Genomic DNA, 17438 nt, shown 5'->3' with positions numbered 1-17438 from the left:
CCTGTACGAGCGTTCTATTTTTTAAGGTCCAGGCTACGACTTACTTGCCGATCACTTCGCCGCGCATCGGTGCCAGACGGGCGATGAGGCGGTTTTGTACGGGGACCGGGACCTTTTCGGTGTCCATCGAGGCGATGAGGTCTTCGACCAGCGCGTTGAAATCGCTGGGCGTCAGGTTCTGGCCCTTGTGCGCCTCGGCCATGCTGTCGCCGGTATAGCGGCACGGGCCGCCGGACTCGACGCAGAGTTGTTCGACCAGCTTGTCGCGCAGACGCACGATGTCGACTTTCTTGAAGTGCTCGACGATCCGCTGATCCTTGGCCACGTTTATCAGCATGCCTTCGACGATGCGCTGGATACCTGCACGCTGGCCCAGGCCCTGGTAGAGGCTGTCATCCTTGGGTGGCTGTTGCTGCTGCGCGCAACCGGCCAGTAGCGTCAGCATCATGGCTATCAGCAAGCGCCTCATCAAAAACTCCCCTGCACAGACAGATAGGTGCCGTTCTGGTTATCCAGCGTGGCGATTTCACCCAAGCGGGCGTAAGCCAGAACCACGGACACGTGCTTGTTGGGGAAATAGCCGAGAAACACATCGGCCCAGTCACTCTCGTCTGCAAACGACAGGTTGTCCGGCTTCTCGCGATATTCGACGCCCAGCGCCCAGCGCGGATTGAACAGCACGGCTACCGAACCCTCCTTGAGCAGGCTGCGGCTGTCGCGCCGATCGCCGCCGAACCCCAACAGTCCGGTTTCGTTCGCGCGGCTGTAACGCACGCCGCCGTTGACCACGACGTTGTAGCCGAACGCCGCACCCATGAACAACCGACTGGCCGTCAGGTAGCCTTCGACATCGGAGTCACGCCGGGCGCCGACCAGGCTGGGAATCAGGAAATCGTTCTGATGCTTGTACTGCACACCCAGAGAAACCTGCGGCAGGCTTTCGTAGATCAGGTCGCCGAACAGCCGCACCTTGACGCCGAACACGTCCTGACTGAGGTTATCGTCCGGCAGGCTGAGCCTGTGCTGCAGGTTGCTGATATCGAAACGCTGATGCGCGTAGGACAACTCCACGCGATTGCCATAGGCGACCGCCAGGCCTGCCACATCGAGGTTGTAGTCCGGCAGATTCACGTGCGTGGCGAAGGCGGTAGCGCCCCACTCGCCTTGCTCGCTGTAGCCGGTGATCACCGCCCACGGGGTTATGCCGCCGCCGGCGCTGCCTTCAATGCTGGTCGCGCCGCCCGTGGCGATCAACCGGCCGTTGTCGCCCAGGGCGGACGTCGGAGCAACGCCCGCCATGCCCACCAGCAAAGACCCCAACAGCAGCGATGTTTTGTGCAACATGGATTAATTCACCATAAGACCGGGTGAGGCCTGATACGTAGCAATCCATGCCTCGAACGCCGACGCGGTCAGCGGTCGACTGATCAGGTAACCCTGGGCCGTATCGCAGTGCCAACGCCGGAGCAGGTCCAGGCTGTGTTGATACTCGACACCCTCTGCCACCACCTTCAGTCCGAGGTTGTGGCTCATTTCAATGGTCGACCGCACGATCACTGCGTCTTCACTGGTTTCATCCAGATTACGCACGAAAGACTGATCGATTTTCAGCTCTTGTACGGGCAGACGTTTCAAGTGAGCCAGTGACGAGTAACCGGTGCCGAAATCATCGATCGACAGGCTGATGCCGCAATCGCGCAGGCGATGCAGGACGATCAGTGCCTTTTCCGGTTCGCTCATGACGGCGCTTTCGGTGATCTCGAATAACAGTTGTTCGGCAGGTATGGCGTATTGCTTGAGCAGTTTCACGACATAGCCGACCAGATCATCACCCAGCAGGTCATCAGCGGAAATGTTTACCGACACCTGCAGGACCAGACCGCGCTTACGCCATTCGGCCAGCTGGCGCATCGCCTCTTCGATCACCCAGTTGGTCAGCAGGTAAATGCTTCCGGTACGCTCGGCGAGGACGATGAATTCAGCGGGCGAGACATTACCGAACTGCGGATGAGCCCAGCGCAGCAGCGCCTCGGCCTGACGCACATAGCCCTGACGAATATCCAGCTTGGGCTGGTAATGCAGCATCAATTCGCCATTCTGCGCGGCTTTGCGCAGATCACGAATGAGCGTGATCTGTCGCTGGTGGGCCAGGTCACGTCCATCCTGATAGATCTGCAGGCGACCGGGAAGGAACGCGGCGTCCTTGCGGGCAATGGCCGCACGGTTGAGCAATTCCTGGGCGGAATCACCGTGCTCCGGGTACACCGTGATACCAATGCAGCATTCAAGCGCGTACTCATGATTGTCGATACGCTGCGGCTCACTGAGCAGACGCTGCACAGCGTCAGCCATGCCCACCGCGCCAGCGCTGGACGTGTTGTCCAGCAACAGCAGAAATTCGTTGGCCCCCAGACGCGCCACGGTGTCGCCGGCGCGCAGATTGCCTTGCAGGCGCTGGCCCGCCTGCCGTAACAATTGGTCCACACCATCGGCGCTCACGCTTTCGCTGATCGTGGCAAGGTTCTCTATGCTCAGAGACAACAGAGCAACCCCGCGATCTGCCGCAATCGAACTGCCCAGACGCTCCATCACCAGCGCCCGGTTCGGCAGCCCGGTCAGGTTGTCGTGCAAAGCGTTGTGGGCCAATTGCCCCTCGCGCACCGCAATGCCTTGCTGCATGGTGTTGATCGCGTCGGCGAGCATGCCCAGTTCATCACTGCGGACCAGCGTGACCGGGGTTTTATAGTCGCCATCACCAATGCGTTTGGCCGCCGTGGCCAGGGCCTGAACCGGCAGCGAGACGCTTCGCGCCAGCGCCAGTGTGCCGATCAGCGAAGCCACCAGGGCAACCATGGAAATCCAGAAGATCTTTTGATTCAATGGCGCGAATGCCTGATAGGCCTTGTCCAGAGGGCTCTGCAACAGCGCGATGACCTGCCCGTCGCCGCCATTGCTGGTGTTGGCGAGCATCAGGGTCTGGCTGAGAAAGTTAAGATTCGATTGCTCGGTGAGCAACATCTGGCCTTCCGAGGAGCTGCGCATCAGCTCGATCAGGCCCGCGTGCAAGGCCTCTGGCTGAGTACTGATCAGTTCACCGTTCTTGCCGTCTTCTACGGTGAGAAAAGACACTTCCAGACCGCTGAGCGAGCGCAGTTCTTCGGCAATATCGCTGTCGATGGTAAAGCCCATGACCACGCGGCCGATCGGCAATGGCGCGAGAACGGTGGCCTCCACCAGCAAATGAGGGTCTCCGCCGCCGGGCACAATGAGCACTGACTGACCGGCACGTTTGGCGTTGCGCAGGGCCTGGTCATAGACAAACCTGGAACCCTCGGGGACTTTCGGTACGGTGCTGGCAATCACTACGCCATCCATGCCCAGCAGGAACATGTCGCTGGCATTGATGCGCTTGCCGTGGTTGAGCAGCACCGAGCGAATGGTCGAGGAATCGGCACTGGCCACGGCATCGCGAAAGCCAAAATCGGCTGCCACCAATTGCACGGTGTCACGCAAACGCTTGCCGCGCAGGTCGATCAGCCGTTCGAACACACGACTGCCCACCTCCAGTTGCGCCTGAGCCTGAGTGCGCACCGCCTCGCCTGTTGCAACCTTGACGGCGATGTAGACCGCACTCACGACAATCAGCAACAGGACAATCAGAACCCCGGCGATGCGCGCCTGAAAGCTGGCTTTAAATTTCATTCATGCGTGGCCTTGTGGAAGGCGTCACCGAAGCCGCCTGGTGCGGGCTTGCCGGGTTTGTCCTCGGCTTGCATTTCGACCGCCAGGTTGAAACGCTGGGTGAGCCCGGCGGCAGGCACCTCGAACTCGCCGCCCGATACCGGCTGCATGTCCGCGATCTGCGGGTGCCAGAGGGTGGCGTTGTAGTGCCCGGCGGGCATCTGATCGAGCTTGAGCTGGCCGTTGCTGTCGGTCACGCCGAACCATGAATCGTCGGTGACGTAGATGTAACCGACCATCCAGTCATGGATGTTGCAGCCCAGCACCACCACGCCGGGTTTGTCGAACAACAACGGATCCGAGGGTGTGCCCTCGTAAAGTCGCAATTCGAAGCGCTTGGCCGGAGAAAAGGAGTAGACCTGATGGCGGATGTTGTCGCTGTTGGGAAACTTGACCTGAGTGCCGGTGTGGATGGCCAGTACATGTGGCGCAAACTCCTGATCACGCTGATCCATTGATGCCTTCAACGCAACGGGTGAAGGATCGGGCGGCCCTTTGAGGGTGACCACCGCATCCGCAAGGGGCTTGCCCTCCTTGTCCATCACCTGCGCGGTAAAGGTGGCAGCCGATGCGCTCGCAGCCGAGGCTACGCACAGTCCGGCCAGCAATGCCGATATAAATACGTTGGTCATACCTGATTCAACCCATAACGGCAGCGCCGTAAATGAAATAAGCCCGCTCTTTTCTACCCTGACAGGCCCCACCACTCATAAATAGCGGTTTTCCAATCGCTTTACAGACTATCGACCGAGACTATTGAAACCTGAGAGCCACCGCCCCATCTAAGAGCCATGTTCAACTTCTCAGGTGCCCCATGAACGACCAGCAGACAGACTCGCCAGATTTGCCCAACGACGCAGACGAGCACGATGTGTCTCTGAGTTCCGACAGCACCTCGCTTGCCTTGCCCGGCCAGAACCTGCCCGACAAGGTTTACATCATTCCGATCCACAACCGTCCGTTCTTTCCGGCGCAGGTCCTGCCTGTCATCGTCAATGAAGAGCCGTGGGCCGAAACGCTGGAGCTGGTCAGCAAGTCCGAGCATCATTCGCTGGCGCTGTTCTTCATGGACACTCCGCAGGAAGATCCACGCCACTTCAAGACTGACGCACTCCCCGAGTATGGCACTCTGGTCAAGGTTCACCACGCCAGTCGTGAAAATGGTCGTTTACAGTTCGTCGCGCAGGGCCTGAGCCGGGTGCGCATCCGTACCTGGCTCAAGCATCATCGCCCGCCGTATCTGGTAGAAGTCGAATACCCGCAGCAGCCCAATGAGCCGACCGATGAAGTGAAGGCCTACGGCATGGCCCTGATCAACGCGATCAAGGAACTGCTGCCGCTCAACCCGCTGTACAGCGAAGAGCTGAAGAATTATCTCAACCGTTTCAGCCCCAATGACCCCTCGCCGCTCACCGACTTTGCCGCTGCCCTGACCTCCGCCACCGGCGTCGAATTGCAGGAAGTACTCGATTGTGTGCCGATGCTCAGGCGCATGGAGAAGGTCCTGCCGATGCTGCGCAAGGAAGTCGAGGTTGCACGCCTGCAGAAAGAAATCTCTGCCGAGGTGAACCGCAAGATCGGCGAGCATCAGCGGCAGTTCTTCCTAAAGGAACAGCTCAAGGTCATCCAGCAGGAGCTGGGCCTGAGCAAGGACGATCGCAGCGCCGACATCGAACAGTTCGAGCAGCGTCTGGAAGGCAAGACCCTGCCGCCACAGGCGCGCAAGAAGTTCGACGAAGAAATCGGCAAGCTCAAGGTGCTGGAAACCGGCTCGCCCGAATACGCCGTGACACGCAATTACCTGGATTGGACCAGCTCGCTGCCATGGGGCATCTACGGTGCCGACAAGCTGGACCTCAAGCACGCGCGCAAGGTGCTCGATCAGCACCATGCCGGGCTTGACGACATCAAGGCACGGATTCTGGAATTCCTCGCCGTCGGTGCCTACAAGGGTGAAATCAGCGGCTCGATCGTGCTGCTGGTCGGTCCGCCGGGGGTGGGCAAGACCAGCGTCGGGCGCTCGATTGCCGAGTCGCTGGGGCGGCCGTTCTATCGCCTGAGCGTAGGCGGCATGCGCGACGAGGCCGAAATCAAGGGCCACCGCCGTACCTACATCGGTGCGCAACCGGGCAAGCTGGTGCAGGCGTTGAAAGACGTTGAAGTCATGAACCCGGTCATCATGCTCGATGAAATCGACAAGATGGGCCAGAGCTATCAGGGCGATCCGGCATCCGCGCTGTTGGAAACCCTGGACCCGGAACAGAACGTCGAGTTTCTCGATCACTACCTGGACTTGCGTCTGGACCTCTCCAAGGTTCTGTTCGTGTGCACGGCCAACACGCTGGACTCGATCCCCGGCCCGCTGCTTGACCGGATGGAAGTGATTCGCCTGTCCGGCTATATCACCGAAGAGAAACTGGCGATTGCCAAACGCCACTTGTGGCCCAAGCAGTTGGCGAAAGCCGGCGTTGCGAAAAACAAGCTGAGCATCAGTGACAGCGCCCTGCGCGCCGTCATCGAGGGCTACGCTCGCGAAGCCGGTGTGCGGCATCTGGAAAAACAGCTCGGCAAGCTGGTGCGCAAGGCGGTAGTCAAACTGCTGGATGCGCCTGATTCAGTGATCAAGATCGGGCCGAAAGACCTCGAAGCGTCGTTGGGCATGCCGGTGTTCCGCAGCGAACAGGTGCTGTCCGGCACTGGCGTGATCACCGGTCTGGCCTGGACCAGCATGGGCGGCGCCACCCTGCCGATCGAGGCGACGCGCATTCATACGCTCAACCGCGGTTTCAAGCTGACCGGCCAGTTGGGCGATGTGATGAAGGAGTCGGCCGAAATTGCCTACAGCTACGTCAGCGCCAATCTGTCGAAGTTTGGTGGTGATGCGAAGTTCTTCGATGAGGCGTTCGTGCACGTACACGTTCCCGAAGGTGCCACCCCGAAAGACGGCCCGAGTGCGGGCGTGACCATGGCCAGCGCCTTGCTGTCCCTGGCCCGCAACCAGCCGCCGAAAAAAGGCGTCGCCATGACCGGCGAACTGACCCTGACCGGGCACGTGCTGCCTATCGGCGGCGTCCGCGAAAAAGTCATTGCCGCGCGGCGCCAGAAAATCCACGAACTGATCCTGCCGGAGCCTAACCGTGGCAACTTCGAAGAACTGCCGGACTATCTCAAGGAAGGCATTACCGTGCACTTCGCCAAACGCTTCGCGGACGTGGTGAAGGTGCTGTTCTAGAGCTTGATACTGCGCAGGTCCTGCGCTGAATTGGCACGAGAGGTGTTCTATCGGGCGCCTCTCGTTCCGCACGCTCCAGCGTGGGAATGCAGTTCTGGACCCTCTGCGTCCGATCCAGAGCGTGACAGCTGTCGTACTCCCCCACAAAACTCCGATCAGTTATCCTTGCGCCTCGTATCGCGATACCGGAACTTGCCATGACCCCTGCCCGTTTCATTGCCCCGCTGAGCCTTGCGCTGCTGACGGCGTGCGCTCAGACGCCGAAAAACATTGTGTCCATCGACACGCAAAGCGACTGCCCGCTGACACTTACGTCCGGGCAGACGCTGATCCTGACTCTGCCCAGCAACCCGACCACCGGCTTTCGCTGGCTGACCCAGAACCCGGCCCAGAATATCCTGCGCAGCCTGGGGCCTGAGGTGTATGCCAACGCCGAGAGCAAGGAAATGGTCGGCAACGGTGGGCAATCGGTCTGGCGCTTCAAGGCCACCGATGCCGGGACCGGCCGGCTGATGATGGTCTATCAGCAACCCTGGGCACCCGAAGTCGCCCCGGAGCAGACCTTCGAGTGCGCCATCAGCGTGAAGTGAGGCGTTGCGCGCGGCTTGTCCGACAGCACGTACTGCACCATGCATCCCGGCGGCAACTTGGCTAGAATGCCCGCCTTTCAAAGCCTTCGCCGGAACCGCCGTGAGCAAAGAAACCGACCGCATTTTCGCCCAGCCACTACCCCAGGTGCCTGACTTCGCCTTCAACGAAGACGTGGTGCGGGTATTCCCGGACATGATCAAACGCTCGGTGCCTGGTTATCCGACGATTGTCGAAAACCTCGGTGTGCTGGCCGCGCAATTTGCGCAACCCAACACTGTGCTCTATGACCTTGGCAGTTCTCTGGGCGCTGTTACCCAGGCCCTGCGCCGTCATGTACGCGGCGAGGGTTGTGAGGTCATCGCGATAGACAACTCCAGTGCCATGGTCGAGCGTTGCCGTGAATACCTCAACGCGCAGGACTCCATGTTTCAGGAGTTGTTGCCGGTGCAGGTCCTCGAAGGCGATATCCTCGCCCTGACGTTCAAACCCGCCTCGGTGGTGGCGCTGAACTTCACCCTGCAATTCATCGCCCCCGACCAGCGCCTGGCATTACTCGGGCGCATTCGTGACGCACTGGTGCCCGGCGGCGCGCTGATCCTCTCGGAAAAACTGCGCTTCGACGACCCGCAGGAACATGCGCTGCTGACGGACCTGCACATCGCCTTCAAACGCGCCAACGGCTACAGCGACCTGGAAATTGCCCAGAAGCGCAGCGCCATTGAAAACGTCATGAAACCCGACAGCCTCGAAGAACACCGCCAACGCCTGCTTGCCGCAGGTTTTTCCAAGGTGGTGCCGTGGTTTCAATGCCTTAACTTCACCTCGTTGATTGCCCTGCCATGATTGATCTCGCTCCCCTCGTCCGTCGTCTGGCGGGAACCCCTCTGGCCGATTGGGCCAATGGCCTGCAGGCCCAGCTCGACACCAAGATGGCCAAGGGTCACGGTGACCTGCAGCGCTGGCAAAGTGCGCTGGATGCCTTGCCCGACCTGCAGCCCGAGCGAATCGATCTGATCGACAGCTTTACCCTGGAAGCCGAGTGCAACGGCGAGACCCGCACCGCCCTGCGCAAGGCACTGCTGGGCCTGTCACCGTGGCGCAAGGGGCCGTTCAATGTGTTCGGCGTGCACATCGACACCGAATGGCGCTCGGACTGGAAGTGGTCGCGGGTTTCGCCACACCTGGACCTCAAGGGCAAACGCGTTCTGGATGTCGGCTGCGGCAACGGTTATTACCAATGGCGCATGCTTGGCGCCGGGGCCGACAGCGTGATCGGGGTCGACCCCAACTGGCTGTTCTTCTGTCAGTTTCAGGCCATGCAGCGCTATCTGCCTGACCTGCCCGCCTGGCACCTGCCGTTCGCGCTGGAAGACTTGCCCGCCAATCTGGAAGGTTTCGACACGGTGTTCTCGATGGGCGTGCTGTATCACCGCAAATCGCCCATCGACCACCTGCTGGCCTTGAAAGACTGTCTGGTAAAAGGCGGCGAGCTGGTGATGGAAACCCTGGTAGTGCCGGGCGATGTCCATCAGGTGCTGGTCCCGGAAGATCGTTATGCGCAGATGCGCAACGTCTGGTTCCTGCCTTCAGTACCTGCTCTGGAGTTGTGGATGCGCCGTGCCGGCTTCACCGATGTGCGTTGCGTCGATGTCAGCCACACGACGGTCGACGAACAACGCAGCACCGAGTGGATGCGCTTCCAGTCCCTGAGCGACTATCTGGACCCCACCGACCACAGCAAGACAGTCGAGGGCCTGCCTGCCCCCATGCGTGCGGTGATCGTGGGGCGCAAGCCCTGAGGGACGAGTTATCTGGCTGCCGCCACGATCAACGCTTTCATCTCGGCCACTGCCGCCTTGAAGCCGACGAACAGAGCATGAGCCACCAGCGCGTGGCCGATGTTCAGTTCGTTGATGCCCTTGATCGCGGCGACCGCTTCGACGTTGTGATAATGCAGGCCGTGACCGGCGTTGACGATCAGCCCTTGGGCGAGACCAAACGCGACGCCGTCGGCGACCCGCTGCAGTTCTTCGGCGACTTCAGTCGGGGTCTGAGCATCGGCATAGCGACCGGTATGCAGTTCGATGGCGGGGGCGCCGATGCGTTTTGAAGCGGCGATCTGACGCTCGTCGGCGTCGATGAACAGTGAAACCTCGCAGCCAATCTTCGCCAGTCGCTCGACCGCCGTCTTGATCCGCGCTTCCTGCCCTGCCACGTCCAGACCGCCTTCGGTAGTCAGCTCCTGCCGTGTCTCAGGCACCAGGCAGATGTGCGCCGGGCGAATGCGTTCGGCGAAGGCGAGCATGTCTTCGGTCACGCCCATCTCGAAATTCATGCGGGTCTGCAAGACGTCCTTGAGCAGCAGGACATCGCGCTCCTGAATGTGGCGGCGGTCTTCACGCAGGTGAACGGTGATGCCGTCGGCGCCTGCCTCTTCGGCGTCCAGGGCAGCCTTGACCGGGTCCGGGTAACGCGTGCCACGGGCCTGACGCAAGGTGGCTACGTGGTCGATGTTCACGCCGAGAAGGATACGAGTGCTGTGGGTCACGGTGGTCTCCAGAAAAATGGGCGAGCTGGTCGAAGCAGGCTGTAGAGAATAAAGCCTGATCAAGGCTTGCGAAACAGTTCACGACTGACTAAAGGGCGACCGCCCAAGTGAACCGCCAGCGCCTGACGCATCAGGCGCTTGGCAGCGGACAATGCGCCAGGGACGCTCCAGTCCGCTTCGGACATGGCCAGCAATTCCGCGCCCTGAAACAGACCGGGCTGAAGCAGGTACACACGCTCGAGCCCGGCATCGACCTGCAGACGATACATGCCATCAATGGCCAGTGGTTCGCCGTTGATGTCGGCGTTCATCGCGAAGCCATAGCCCAGGTCATCCAGCAAGCGCCATTCGAACGAACGCAGCAACGGCTCCAGCGGACGCCCCAGAGAAAGGGCCAGCAGCGTGGCAGCGTAATGTTCGAACACGGCAGGATGAGGGTCTTCGGCAGGCAACAGGCGAATCAGCAATTCGTTGAGGTACATGCCGCTGAACAGCGCCTCGCCGGTCATCCAGGTAGCGACGCCTGCGCTTTCCATGCGACCGACATTCTTCAGCTCGCCCCGCCCTCGAAACTCGACCTCGAGGGGCACGAACGGGCGTGCCAGCGAACCGGCCTTGCCCTTGGCACTGCGCAGCACGGCACGCAGACGCCCCTGAGGCGTGAGGAAGTCGACCAGCGCGCTGTTTTCGCGATACGCACGGCTGTGGAGCACATAAGCAGGTTGGCCGGTAGGCGTGCTCATCAGGCTGGCTCGAAAGGGAAGTGTTCGCCCGACCATAGCAAAGTCGGGCGAAAGGACAGCTTAGAGGTCGCCGTAACCAAGGGAACGCAGTGCGCGCTCGTCATCGGACCAGCCACCCTTGACCTTGACCCACAGGTTGAGCATCACCTTGGAGTCGAACAGCAGCTCCATGTCACGACGCGCGTCACTGCCGATGCGCTTGATGCGATCGCCCTTGTCGCCAATGATGATCTTCTTCTGTCCGTCGCGCTCGACGAGGATCAGCGCATGGATATGCAGGGTGCGGCCCTGCTGCTTGAACTCTTCGATCTCGACGGTGATCTGGTACGGAAGCTCGGCACCCAACTGGCGCATGATCTTCTCGCGAACCAGTTCGGCAGCCAGAAAGCGGCTGCTGCGATCGGTGATCTGGTCTTCGGGGAAGAAGTGATCATTCTCGGGCAGGTGCGAGGCAATCAGGCTTTCCAGCGCTTCGAGGTTGTGGCCATGCTGCGCGGAGATCGGCACGATGGACGCATTCGGCAGCTGGCCCTGCAGCCACTCCAGATGCGGCATCAGGTCGCTCTTGTCCTCGATGCGATCGGTCTTGTTGATCGCCAAGATGACCGGACCCTGCACATACTGAACGCGCTCCAGAACCATCTGGTCTTCGTCTGTCCAGCGGGTGCGATCGACGACGAAGATGACCACGTCGACGTCCTTCAGCGCCGCCGAAGCGGTCTTGTTCATGTAACGGTTGAGCGCTTTCTCGCCATTCTTGTGCATGCCGGGGGTATCGACATAGATCGCCTGCACGGCGCCCTCGGTCTTGATGCCCAGCATGTTGTGGCGCGTGGTCTGCGGCTTGCGCGAGGTGATCGCGAGCTTCTGACCGAGAATGTGGTTGAGCAGCGTGGACTTGCCTACGTTGGGACGGCCGACAATGGCAACATAGCCACAGCGTGTTGCGGTTGTATCATTCATGACCGTTCTCCACGCCCAGGGCGATGAGTGCTGCTGCGGCGGCTACCTGTTCGGCGATCCGGCGGCTGACACCCTGTCCTCGGCTTTTTTCATTCAATAGGTTGATCTCGCATTCGACGAAAAACGTCCGGCAATGCGGTTCGCCCTGGATATCCACCACCTCGTAACGCGGCAGTTCGCAGGCCCTCGACTGGAGAAATTCCTGCAGTCGGGTCTTGGGGTCCTTGTTGGTGTCCACCAGCGTCAGGCTGTCAAACTCGGTTGTCAGCCAGGCCAGGACGCGCTCGCGCGCCGCCTCCATGCCTGCATCCAGGTAGATCGCCCCGATCAGCGCCTCGAGCGCGTCGGCGAGAATCGACTCACGACGGAAACCACCGCTTTTCAACTCGCCCGAGCCCAGGCGCAGGTACTCGCCCAGGTCAAAACCACGGGCCAGCAGCGCCAGGGTCTCGCCCTTCACCAGCCGCGCCCGCAAGCGGGACAACTGGCCTTCGCGAGCCTGGGGGAAGCGCTCGAACAGCGCCTCGCCAGCCACGAAGTTGAGAATCGCATCACCGAGAAACTCCAGACGCTCATTGTTGCGACCGGCAAAACTGCGATGGGTCAGGGCCAGGACCATCAGCTCCTGATCCTTGAAGGTGTAGCCGAGCTGACGCTCAAGGCGGCTCAAGGATACGCTCACGGTTTACCCACGCTGAATTGCTTGTCGAACTTCAACACCAGATCGATGTTCTGGAACCACGGTTCACGTTGCTCATAGTTCAAATGAGCCTGGAACGCATTGTTCTCCACCGTCACTTTCAACGCCTTGTTCAAATCTATATCCCGAATGCTGTTGACCTGCATGTTCTTACCGACATAACCGTAAAAATCGTCGACCGTGGTGATGTCCAGGGTCTTGTTGGTGTCGACCGCTTCGATGATTTTCTTCATCGTCATGTAGTCGAGGTAGTGCGGGACCAGCTTGAAGGCCGTGCTCGTCGCAAACGCGACCAGCGCCAGCACTAACAGCCAGCCCACGAAAGAAAAGCCTTTTTGAGAAGTAGAGAACGCCATGTTCGACTTCGACCTCAAGAGTGCAACGCCTCCTGACCGGGTCGACTCATGCTTCAGAGGCGTTTCCAGTCAGCCCAAATGACATACGGCGCTGCTCAGGCAGCGCCGCATCGATTACTTGATCAGCCCTACACGCGCAAAGTTGGGGAAGTGGCTCAGTTTCGGCTCGGGCCAGCTCATCCACACCGCAAACGCCTTGCCTACGATGTTCTTGTCCGGGACCATGCCCAGCTCGTCCTTGGGAATGTTGGGATCATCCCAGTAACGACTGTCGTTGGAGTTGTCACGGTTGTCGCCCATCATGAAGTAGTGCGCGGCAGGCACGGTCCATTCACTGTCAGGCGGCGCGCGGTAGCGGCTCATTTCCTGACGGATCTGATGCTCGACTTCGCCCAGCTGCTCTTCATAGAGTTCCGCGCTGCCCAGTGTACCGGGCTCGGTGCCGATCAGCTTCTTGGCGACCAGCTCGCCATTGATGAACAGCCGCTTGTCGCTGGTGTAGCGAATACGATCACCCGGCAGACCGACGACACGCTTGATGTAATTGACGCTCGGGTCGCTCGGATAGCGGAACACCATCACGTCGCCACGCTGCGGATCACCGATCTGAATCACCTTCTGGTCCAGTACCGGCAGGCGAATGCCGTACGCGAACTTGTTGACCAGAATGAAATCACCCACATCCAGTGTCGGCTTCATGGAGCCCGAAGGAATCTGGAACGGCTCGACCAGAAACGAACGAAGCACCAGCACGATGAACAACACCGGGAAGAACGATTTGCCGTACTCGACCAGCAAAGGCTCTTTGTTCAAGCGCTCCACGACAGCAATGTCAGGTTCGCCCACGCTGCCCTGATAGTTGGAAATGGCAGCCCGGCGACGGGGCGCCAGGATGACCAGATCAATCAGTGCAAGCACGCCACAGACGAAGACAGCGATGACCAACAACAGCGGGAAATTTAGTGACATAGGACCTGACTATTCCAACCTGAGCACTGCAAGGAAGGCTTCCTGTGGAATTTCCACGTTGCCGACCTGCTTCATGCGTTTCTTACCGGCCTTTTGCTTCTCCAGCAATTTACGCTTGCGGCTGACGTCACCGCCGTAGCATTTGGCCAATACGTTCTTTCTAAGCGCCTTGACGGTTGTCCGGGCCACAATCTGACCGCCGATAGCCGCCTGAATTGCCACGTCGAACATCTGTCGAGGGATCAGCTCTTTCATCTTCTCGGTCAGCGCACGCCCTTTGTAGTGTGCGTTGTCGCGGTGAACGATCAGGGCCAGGGCGTCGACCTTCTCGGCGTTGATCAGAACGTCGAGTTTGACAAGGTTGGCCGACTGGTAACGATCAAAATGATAATCCAGCGAAGCATAACCGCGGCTGACAGACTTGAGACGATCGAAGAAGTCGAGAACCACTTCGTTCATCGGCAAATCGTAGCTCACCTGAACCTGCGTGCCGAGGAACAGCATGTCGTGCTGTACGCCACGTTTTTCGATACACAACGTAATGACGTTGCCCAGGTGCTCCTGCGGCACAAGAATATTTGCGCGAACGATGGGCTCGCGCATGTCTTCGATGGCCGACAGGTCAGGCAGCTTGGAAGGGTTATCGACGTAAATCGTTTCGCCCGTCTTCAGTAACAGTTCGAAGATTACGGTTGGCGCGGTGGTGATCAGGTCGAGGTTGTACTCACGCTCCAGGCGTTCCTGGATGATCTCCATGTGCAGCATGCCGAGGAAGCCACAGCGGAAGCCGAAGCCCAGCGCGTCGGAGCTCTCGGGCAGGTATTGCAGTGAAGAGTCGTTAAGCGTCAGCTTTTGCAGCGCTTCACGGAAGTCTTCGAAGTCGTCCGAGCTGACCGGGAACAGGCCTGCGTAGACTTGTGGCTGAATACGCTTGAAGCCGGGCAGCACGTCGACGTCGGGGGTGGTGCTCAGGGTCAGGGTGTCACCGACCGGCGCACCATGAATGTCCTTGATGCCGGCGATGATGAAGCCTACTTCGCCCGCTTTCAGATCGACGGTCGCCGAGTGCTTGGGGTTGAACACGCCCACGCTGTCGACCAGATGCAGCTTGCCGGTCGACTTGACGAGAATCTTGTCGCCCTTCTTGACGCGGCCGTGGCGCACACGCACCAGAGACACGACGCCCAGGTAGTTATCGAACCAGGAGTCGATGATCAACGCCTGCAGCGGATCTTCGATATTGCCGGTCGGTGCAGGGATGGTCGCGACCAGACGCTCGAGGACCTCGTCAACGCCCATGCCGCTCTTGGCGCTGCACGCCACGGCATCGGTGGCGTCGATGCCGATGATCTTCTCGATCTCTTCCTTGACGCGGTCCGGATCGGCCTGCGGCAAGTCCATCTTGTTCAGTACCGGCATGACCTCAAGGCCCTGCTCGATGGCGGTGTAGCAGTTGGCGACCGATTGCGCCTCGACGCCCTGCCCTGCATCGACGACCAGCAACGCACCTTCGCACGCGGCCAGAGAACGGCTGACTTCGTAGGTGAAGTCGACGTGCCCGGGGGTGTCGATGAAGTTCAGCTGGTAGGTGATACCGTCTTTGGCCTTGTAATACAGGGTAACGCTGTGGGCCTTGATGGTGATCCCGCGCTCGCGCTCAAGATCCATGGAGTCGAGCACCTGCGCTTCCATTTCGCGCTCGGTCAGGCCGCCGCACATTTGAATGAAACGGTCGGCCAGCGTCGACTTGCCATGGTCAATGTGGGCGATGATGGAGAAATTGCGGATATGACTCAAATCACTCACGGATCAACACTCAAAAAGGTTGCAGGCAGATTGCCCGCCGAAAAATAGCCGGGAATTGTACCTGAACTAAGCAAGAGGCGTCACGCTTACAGGCACCCGGATCGGCGCACGGTAAACAAACGGGCACAAAAAAGGGTGGCCATGGCCACCCTTTCCGCTTAAACCGACCGGTTACTCGGACAGCTTGAAGGTGATGAAGGTCGCACGACCCTGACGCAAAACGCGCATCGAGACAGAGCGATCCTTGGGCAGGCTTTTCGCCACCTCGGTGAACTGCTTGCTGGACGTGATCGCCTGATTGTTCAAGTGAGTGATCACATCACCCGCCTGCAGACCGATCAGCGAAGCCGGGCCACCTGTGACTTCCTTGATGGCAACGCCACCTTTGAGGTCCAGGGACTTCTTCTGCTCGGCGGTCAACTCGATCACCGATACGCCCAGACGATTACTGCTGCGCTCGGCACCCGTACCGCCAACATCGCCCATCTCCTGACCTTCATCAGGCAGTGCGCCGACGGTAACCGTCAACTTCTGACGCTTGCCGTCACGAATCACTTCAAGTTCGGCCTTGCTGCCGTCCTTGAGGTTGCCGATCAGGTGCGGCAGGTCAGCCGACATGACGATTGGCTGGCCGTTGGCGCTCAGAATCACGTCACCCACCTGCACACCGCCCTTGGCAGCCGGGCCATCTTCAAGCACCTGCGCAACCAGCGCACCGGCAGGCTTGTCCAGGCCAAACGACTCGGCGAGGTCCTTGTTCACTTCCTGGATGACCACACCCAGCCAGCCGCGGCTGACTTTGCCATTAGCCTTGAGCTGGTTGGCGACATCCATGGCGACGTCGATCGGAATCGCGAACGACAGGCCCATGAAACCACCTGAGCGGGTGAAGATCTGCGAGTTGATCCCGACGACCTCGCCAGCCATGTTGAACAGCGGACCACCGGAGTTACCCGGGTTGATGGCCACGTCGGTCTGAATGAACGGCACATAGGTGTCGTTAGGCAGGCTGCGCCCCTTGGCACTGACGATACCCTTGGTCACGGAGTGATCGAAACCGAACGGCGAGCCAATCGCCAGAACCCATTCGCCGACCTTGAGCGTATTGGAATTGCCCAGTTTGGCGGTCGGCAGGTCCTTGCCATCGATTTTCAGCACGGCAACGTCGGTACGCGGATCGGTACCGACCAGTTTGGCCTTCAACTCGCTGCGATCAGACAGGCGTACGAGAATCTCGTCAGCGCCATCGATTACGTGGTTGTTGGTCAGCACGTAGCCATCAGGGGAGATGATGAAGCCCGAGCCGAGGGACTGAGCCTCACGCTGGCGATCGCCCTTGCCTGCACCCGAGCCTGGCGGACGCGAACCCGGCGGCATGCTGCGCTCGAGAAACTCGCGAAGCATCGGCGGCAGGCCTTCCAGATCAGGCATCTGCTGATTGGCGACGGCACGGTCCGGCAACTTCTGGCGCGTACTGATATTCACCACTGCGGGCGATGCCTGCTCGACCAGCCCGGTGAAGTCCGGCAGGTTTTCGGCCTGCGCCGTAGCCACCTGACCGAGCATCAGCACAGCGGCAATCAATGAAAAGTAGGATTTCATGCGTGGTATCGACATATGGCTCCCGTTTGTAACGAGGAAAAAATTAAGCAGTCCGAAGCAACCGACTCAAAGACCTCAAGCAGCGATGCTTATCTCTGGATCAGCGACATGACCTCTGAAAACGACAAAAGGCCAGAGCTGCGAGGCTCTGACCTATAGAAAAAAAACAGAGTTTTTGCAATCTGCA

The 17438-nt window shown here is 59.8% G+C and carries 16 protein-coding genes; 4 read left to right on the top strand and 12 right to left on the bottom strand.

Translation table 11 applies throughout. The features are described from left to right. Window positions 1-40 precede the first annotated feature (40 nt). Genes LIX91_RS00960 through LIX91_RS00945 form a run of 4 tightly spaced genes read right to left on the bottom strand, consistent with a single transcriptional unit; the run spans window position 41 to window position 4373 of the window. Window positions 41-469, bottom strand: a complete 429-nt coding sequence (locus tag LIX91_RS00960) for a group I truncated hemoglobin (protein WP_003412983.1) — start codon at window positions 467-469, stop codon at window positions 41-43. After that, window positions 469-1344, bottom strand: a complete 876-nt coding sequence (locus LIX91_RS00955) for a DUF3034 family protein (RefSeq protein ID WP_103696373.1) — start codon at window positions 1342-1344, stop codon at window positions 469-471. Before LIX91_RS00955 ends, LIX91_RS00960 begins: the two co-directional genes overlap by 1 nt. A gap of 3 nt (window positions 1345-1347) precedes the next feature. Continuing rightward, the gene (locus LIX91_RS00950; protein WP_003412991.1) at window positions 1348-3702 is read right to left on the bottom strand and encodes an EAL domain-containing protein; all 2355 of its coding nucleotides are present in this window, start codon (window positions 3700-3702) and stop codon (window positions 1348-1350) included. Further along, entirely contained in the window at window positions 3699-4373 is a 675-nt protein-coding gene (locus LIX91_RS00945) for a hypothetical protein (protein ID WP_003412993.1), read from the bottom strand. The genes LIX91_RS00950 and LIX91_RS00945 overlap by 4 nt, the downstream gene beginning before the upstream one ends. 182 nt (window positions 4374-4555) lie before the next feature. Here LIX91_RS00945 and lon point away from each other — a divergent pair, with 182 nt between their 5' ends. The 4 genes from lon to cmoB all read left to right on the top strand — a co-directional run bounded on the left by lon (window position 4556) and on the right by cmoB (window position 9363). After that, the gene (lon, locus tag LIX91_RS00940) at window positions 4556-6973 is read left to right on the top strand and encodes an endopeptidase La (RefSeq protein WP_003412995.1); all 2418 of its coding nucleotides are present in this window, start codon (window positions 4556-4558) and stop codon (window positions 6971-6973) included. Window positions 6974-7170: 197 nt separating this feature from the next. Further along, the gene (locus tag LIX91_RS00935) at window positions 7171-7563 is read left to right on the top strand and encodes a protease inhibitor I42 family protein (RefSeq protein ID WP_003405351.1); all 393 of its coding nucleotides are present in this window, start codon (window positions 7171-7173) and stop codon (window positions 7561-7563) included. A 100-nt stretch (window positions 7564-7663) separates the two neighbouring features. Next, a complete protein-coding gene (gene cmoA / locus LIX91_RS00930) occupies window positions 7664-8407 on the top strand; it encodes a carboxy-S-adenosyl-L-methionine synthase CmoA (protein ID WP_003413000.1) in 744 nt (247 codons plus the stop codon). Beyond that, window positions 8404-9363, top strand: a complete 960-nt coding sequence (gene cmoB, locus LIX91_RS00925; RefSeq protein WP_226487836.1) for a tRNA 5-methoxyuridine(34)/uridine 5-oxyacetic acid(34) synthase CmoB — start codon at window positions 8404-8406, stop codon at window positions 9361-9363. Before cmoA ends, cmoB begins: the two co-directional genes overlap by 4 nt. 8 nt (window positions 9364-9371) lie before the next feature. Here the strand turns inward: cmoB and pdxJ are convergent, their stop codons facing one another. From pdxJ to LIX91_RS00885, 8 genes are all read right to left on the bottom strand, one after another. Beyond that, the gene (gene pdxJ / locus LIX91_RS00920) at window positions 9372-10112 is read right to left on the bottom strand and encodes a pyridoxine 5'-phosphate synthase (RefSeq protein ID WP_226487835.1); all 741 of its coding nucleotides are present in this window, start codon (window positions 10110-10112) and stop codon (window positions 9372-9374) included. A gap of 59 nt (window positions 10113-10171) precedes the next feature. Then, window positions 10172-10855: a DNA repair protein RecO gene (gene recO / locus LIX91_RS00915; protein WP_003418579.1), complete on the bottom strand. Its 684-nt coding sequence runs from the start codon at window positions 10853-10855 to the stop codon at window positions 10172-10174. A 60-nt stretch (window positions 10856-10915) separates the two neighbouring features. Further along, a complete protein-coding gene (gene era / locus LIX91_RS00910; protein ID WP_003363707.1) occupies window positions 10916-11818 on the bottom strand; it encodes a GTPase Era in 903 nt (300 codons plus the stop codon). Continuing rightward, window positions 11811-12500, bottom strand: coding sequence for a ribonuclease III (gene rnc / locus LIX91_RS00905; protein WP_002554906.1), 690 nt, complete (start codon window positions 12498-12500; stop codon window positions 11811-11813). The genes era and rnc overlap by 8 nt, the downstream gene beginning before the upstream one ends. Then, a complete protein-coding gene (locus LIX91_RS00900; RefSeq protein ID WP_003363709.1) occupies window positions 12497-12874 on the bottom strand; it encodes a DUF4845 domain-containing protein in 378 nt (125 codons plus the stop codon). Before LIX91_RS00900 ends, rnc begins: the two co-directional genes overlap by 4 nt. A 114-nt stretch (window positions 12875-12988) precedes the next feature. Continuing rightward, complete coding sequence (gene lepB / locus LIX91_RS00895) at window positions 12989-13843, bottom strand: signal peptidase I (protein ID WP_003363711.1); 855 nt, start codon at window positions 13841-13843, stop codon at window positions 12989-12991. Window positions 13844-13852: 9 nt separating this feature from the next. Then, window positions 13853-15649: a translation elongation factor 4 gene (gene lepA, locus LIX91_RS00890; protein ID WP_003413009.1), complete on the bottom strand. Its 1797-nt coding sequence runs from the start codon at window positions 15647-15649 to the stop codon at window positions 13853-13855. 171 nt (window positions 15650-15820) lie between these two features. Continuing rightward, window positions 15821-17251, bottom strand: a complete 1431-nt coding sequence (locus LIX91_RS00885) for a DegQ family serine endoprotease (protein WP_226487942.1) — start codon at window positions 17249-17251, stop codon at window positions 15821-15823. Window positions 17252-17438: the final 187 nt, after the last annotated feature.

Origin of the sequence: Pseudomonas sp. B20 (genome assembly GCF_020515755.1) — a bacterium.
Taxonomy (GTDB): Bacteria; Pseudomonadota; Gammaproteobacteria; order Pseudomonadales; family Pseudomonadaceae; genus Aquipseudomonas; species Aquipseudomonas syringae.
Note: the sequence above shows the minus strand (reverse complement) of the source record. Positions and strands in the feature narration are given on the sequence as shown.

Bases quoted from the DNA above. Each gene is read 5' to 3' on its own strand.
- LIX91_RS00960 (WP_003412983.1), bottom strand. From the start codon at position 469: ATGAGGCGCTTGCTGATAGCCATGATGCTGACGCTACTGGCCGGTTGC.
- LIX91_RS00955 (WP_103696373.1), bottom strand. From the start codon at position 1,344: ATGTTGCACAAAACATCGCTGCTGTTGGGGTCTTTGCTGGTGGGCATG.
- LIX91_RS00950 (WP_003412991.1), bottom strand. From the start codon at position 3,702: ATGAAATTTAAAGCCAGCTTTCAGGCGCGCATCGCCGGGGTTCTGATT.
- LIX91_RS00945 (WP_003412993.1), bottom strand. From the start codon at position 4,373: ATGACCAACGTATTTATATCGGCATTGCTGGCCGGACTGTGCGTAGCC.
- lon (WP_003412995.1), top strand. From the start codon at position 4,556: ATGAACGACCAGCAGACAGACTCGCCAGATTTGCCCAACGACGCAGAC.
- LIX91_RS00935 (WP_003405351.1), top strand. From the start codon at position 7,171: ATGACCCCTGCCCGTTTCATTGCCCCGCTGAGCCTTGCGCTGCTGACG.
- cmoB (WP_226487836.1), top strand. From the start codon at position 8,404: ATGATTGATCTCGCTCCCCTCGTCCGTCGTCTGGCGGGAACCCCTCTG.
- recO (WP_003418579.1), bottom strand. From the start codon at position 10,855: ATGAGCACGCCTACCGGCCAACCTGCTTATGTGCTCCACAGCCGTGCG.
- era (WP_003363707.1), bottom strand. From the start codon at position 11,818: ATGAATGATACAACCGCAACACGCTGTGGCTATGTTGCCATTGTCGGC.
- LIX91_RS00900 (WP_003363709.1), bottom strand. From the start codon at position 12,874: ATGGCGTTCTCTACTTCTCAAAAAGGCTTTTCTTTCGTGGGCTGGCTG.
- lepB (WP_003363711.1), bottom strand. From the start codon at position 13,843: ATGTCACTAAATTTCCCGCTGTTGTTGGTCATCGCTGTCTTCGTCTGT.
- LIX91_RS00885 (WP_226487942.1), bottom strand. From the start codon at position 17,251: ATGAAATCCTACTTTTCATTGATTGCCGCTGTGCTGATGCTCGGTCAG.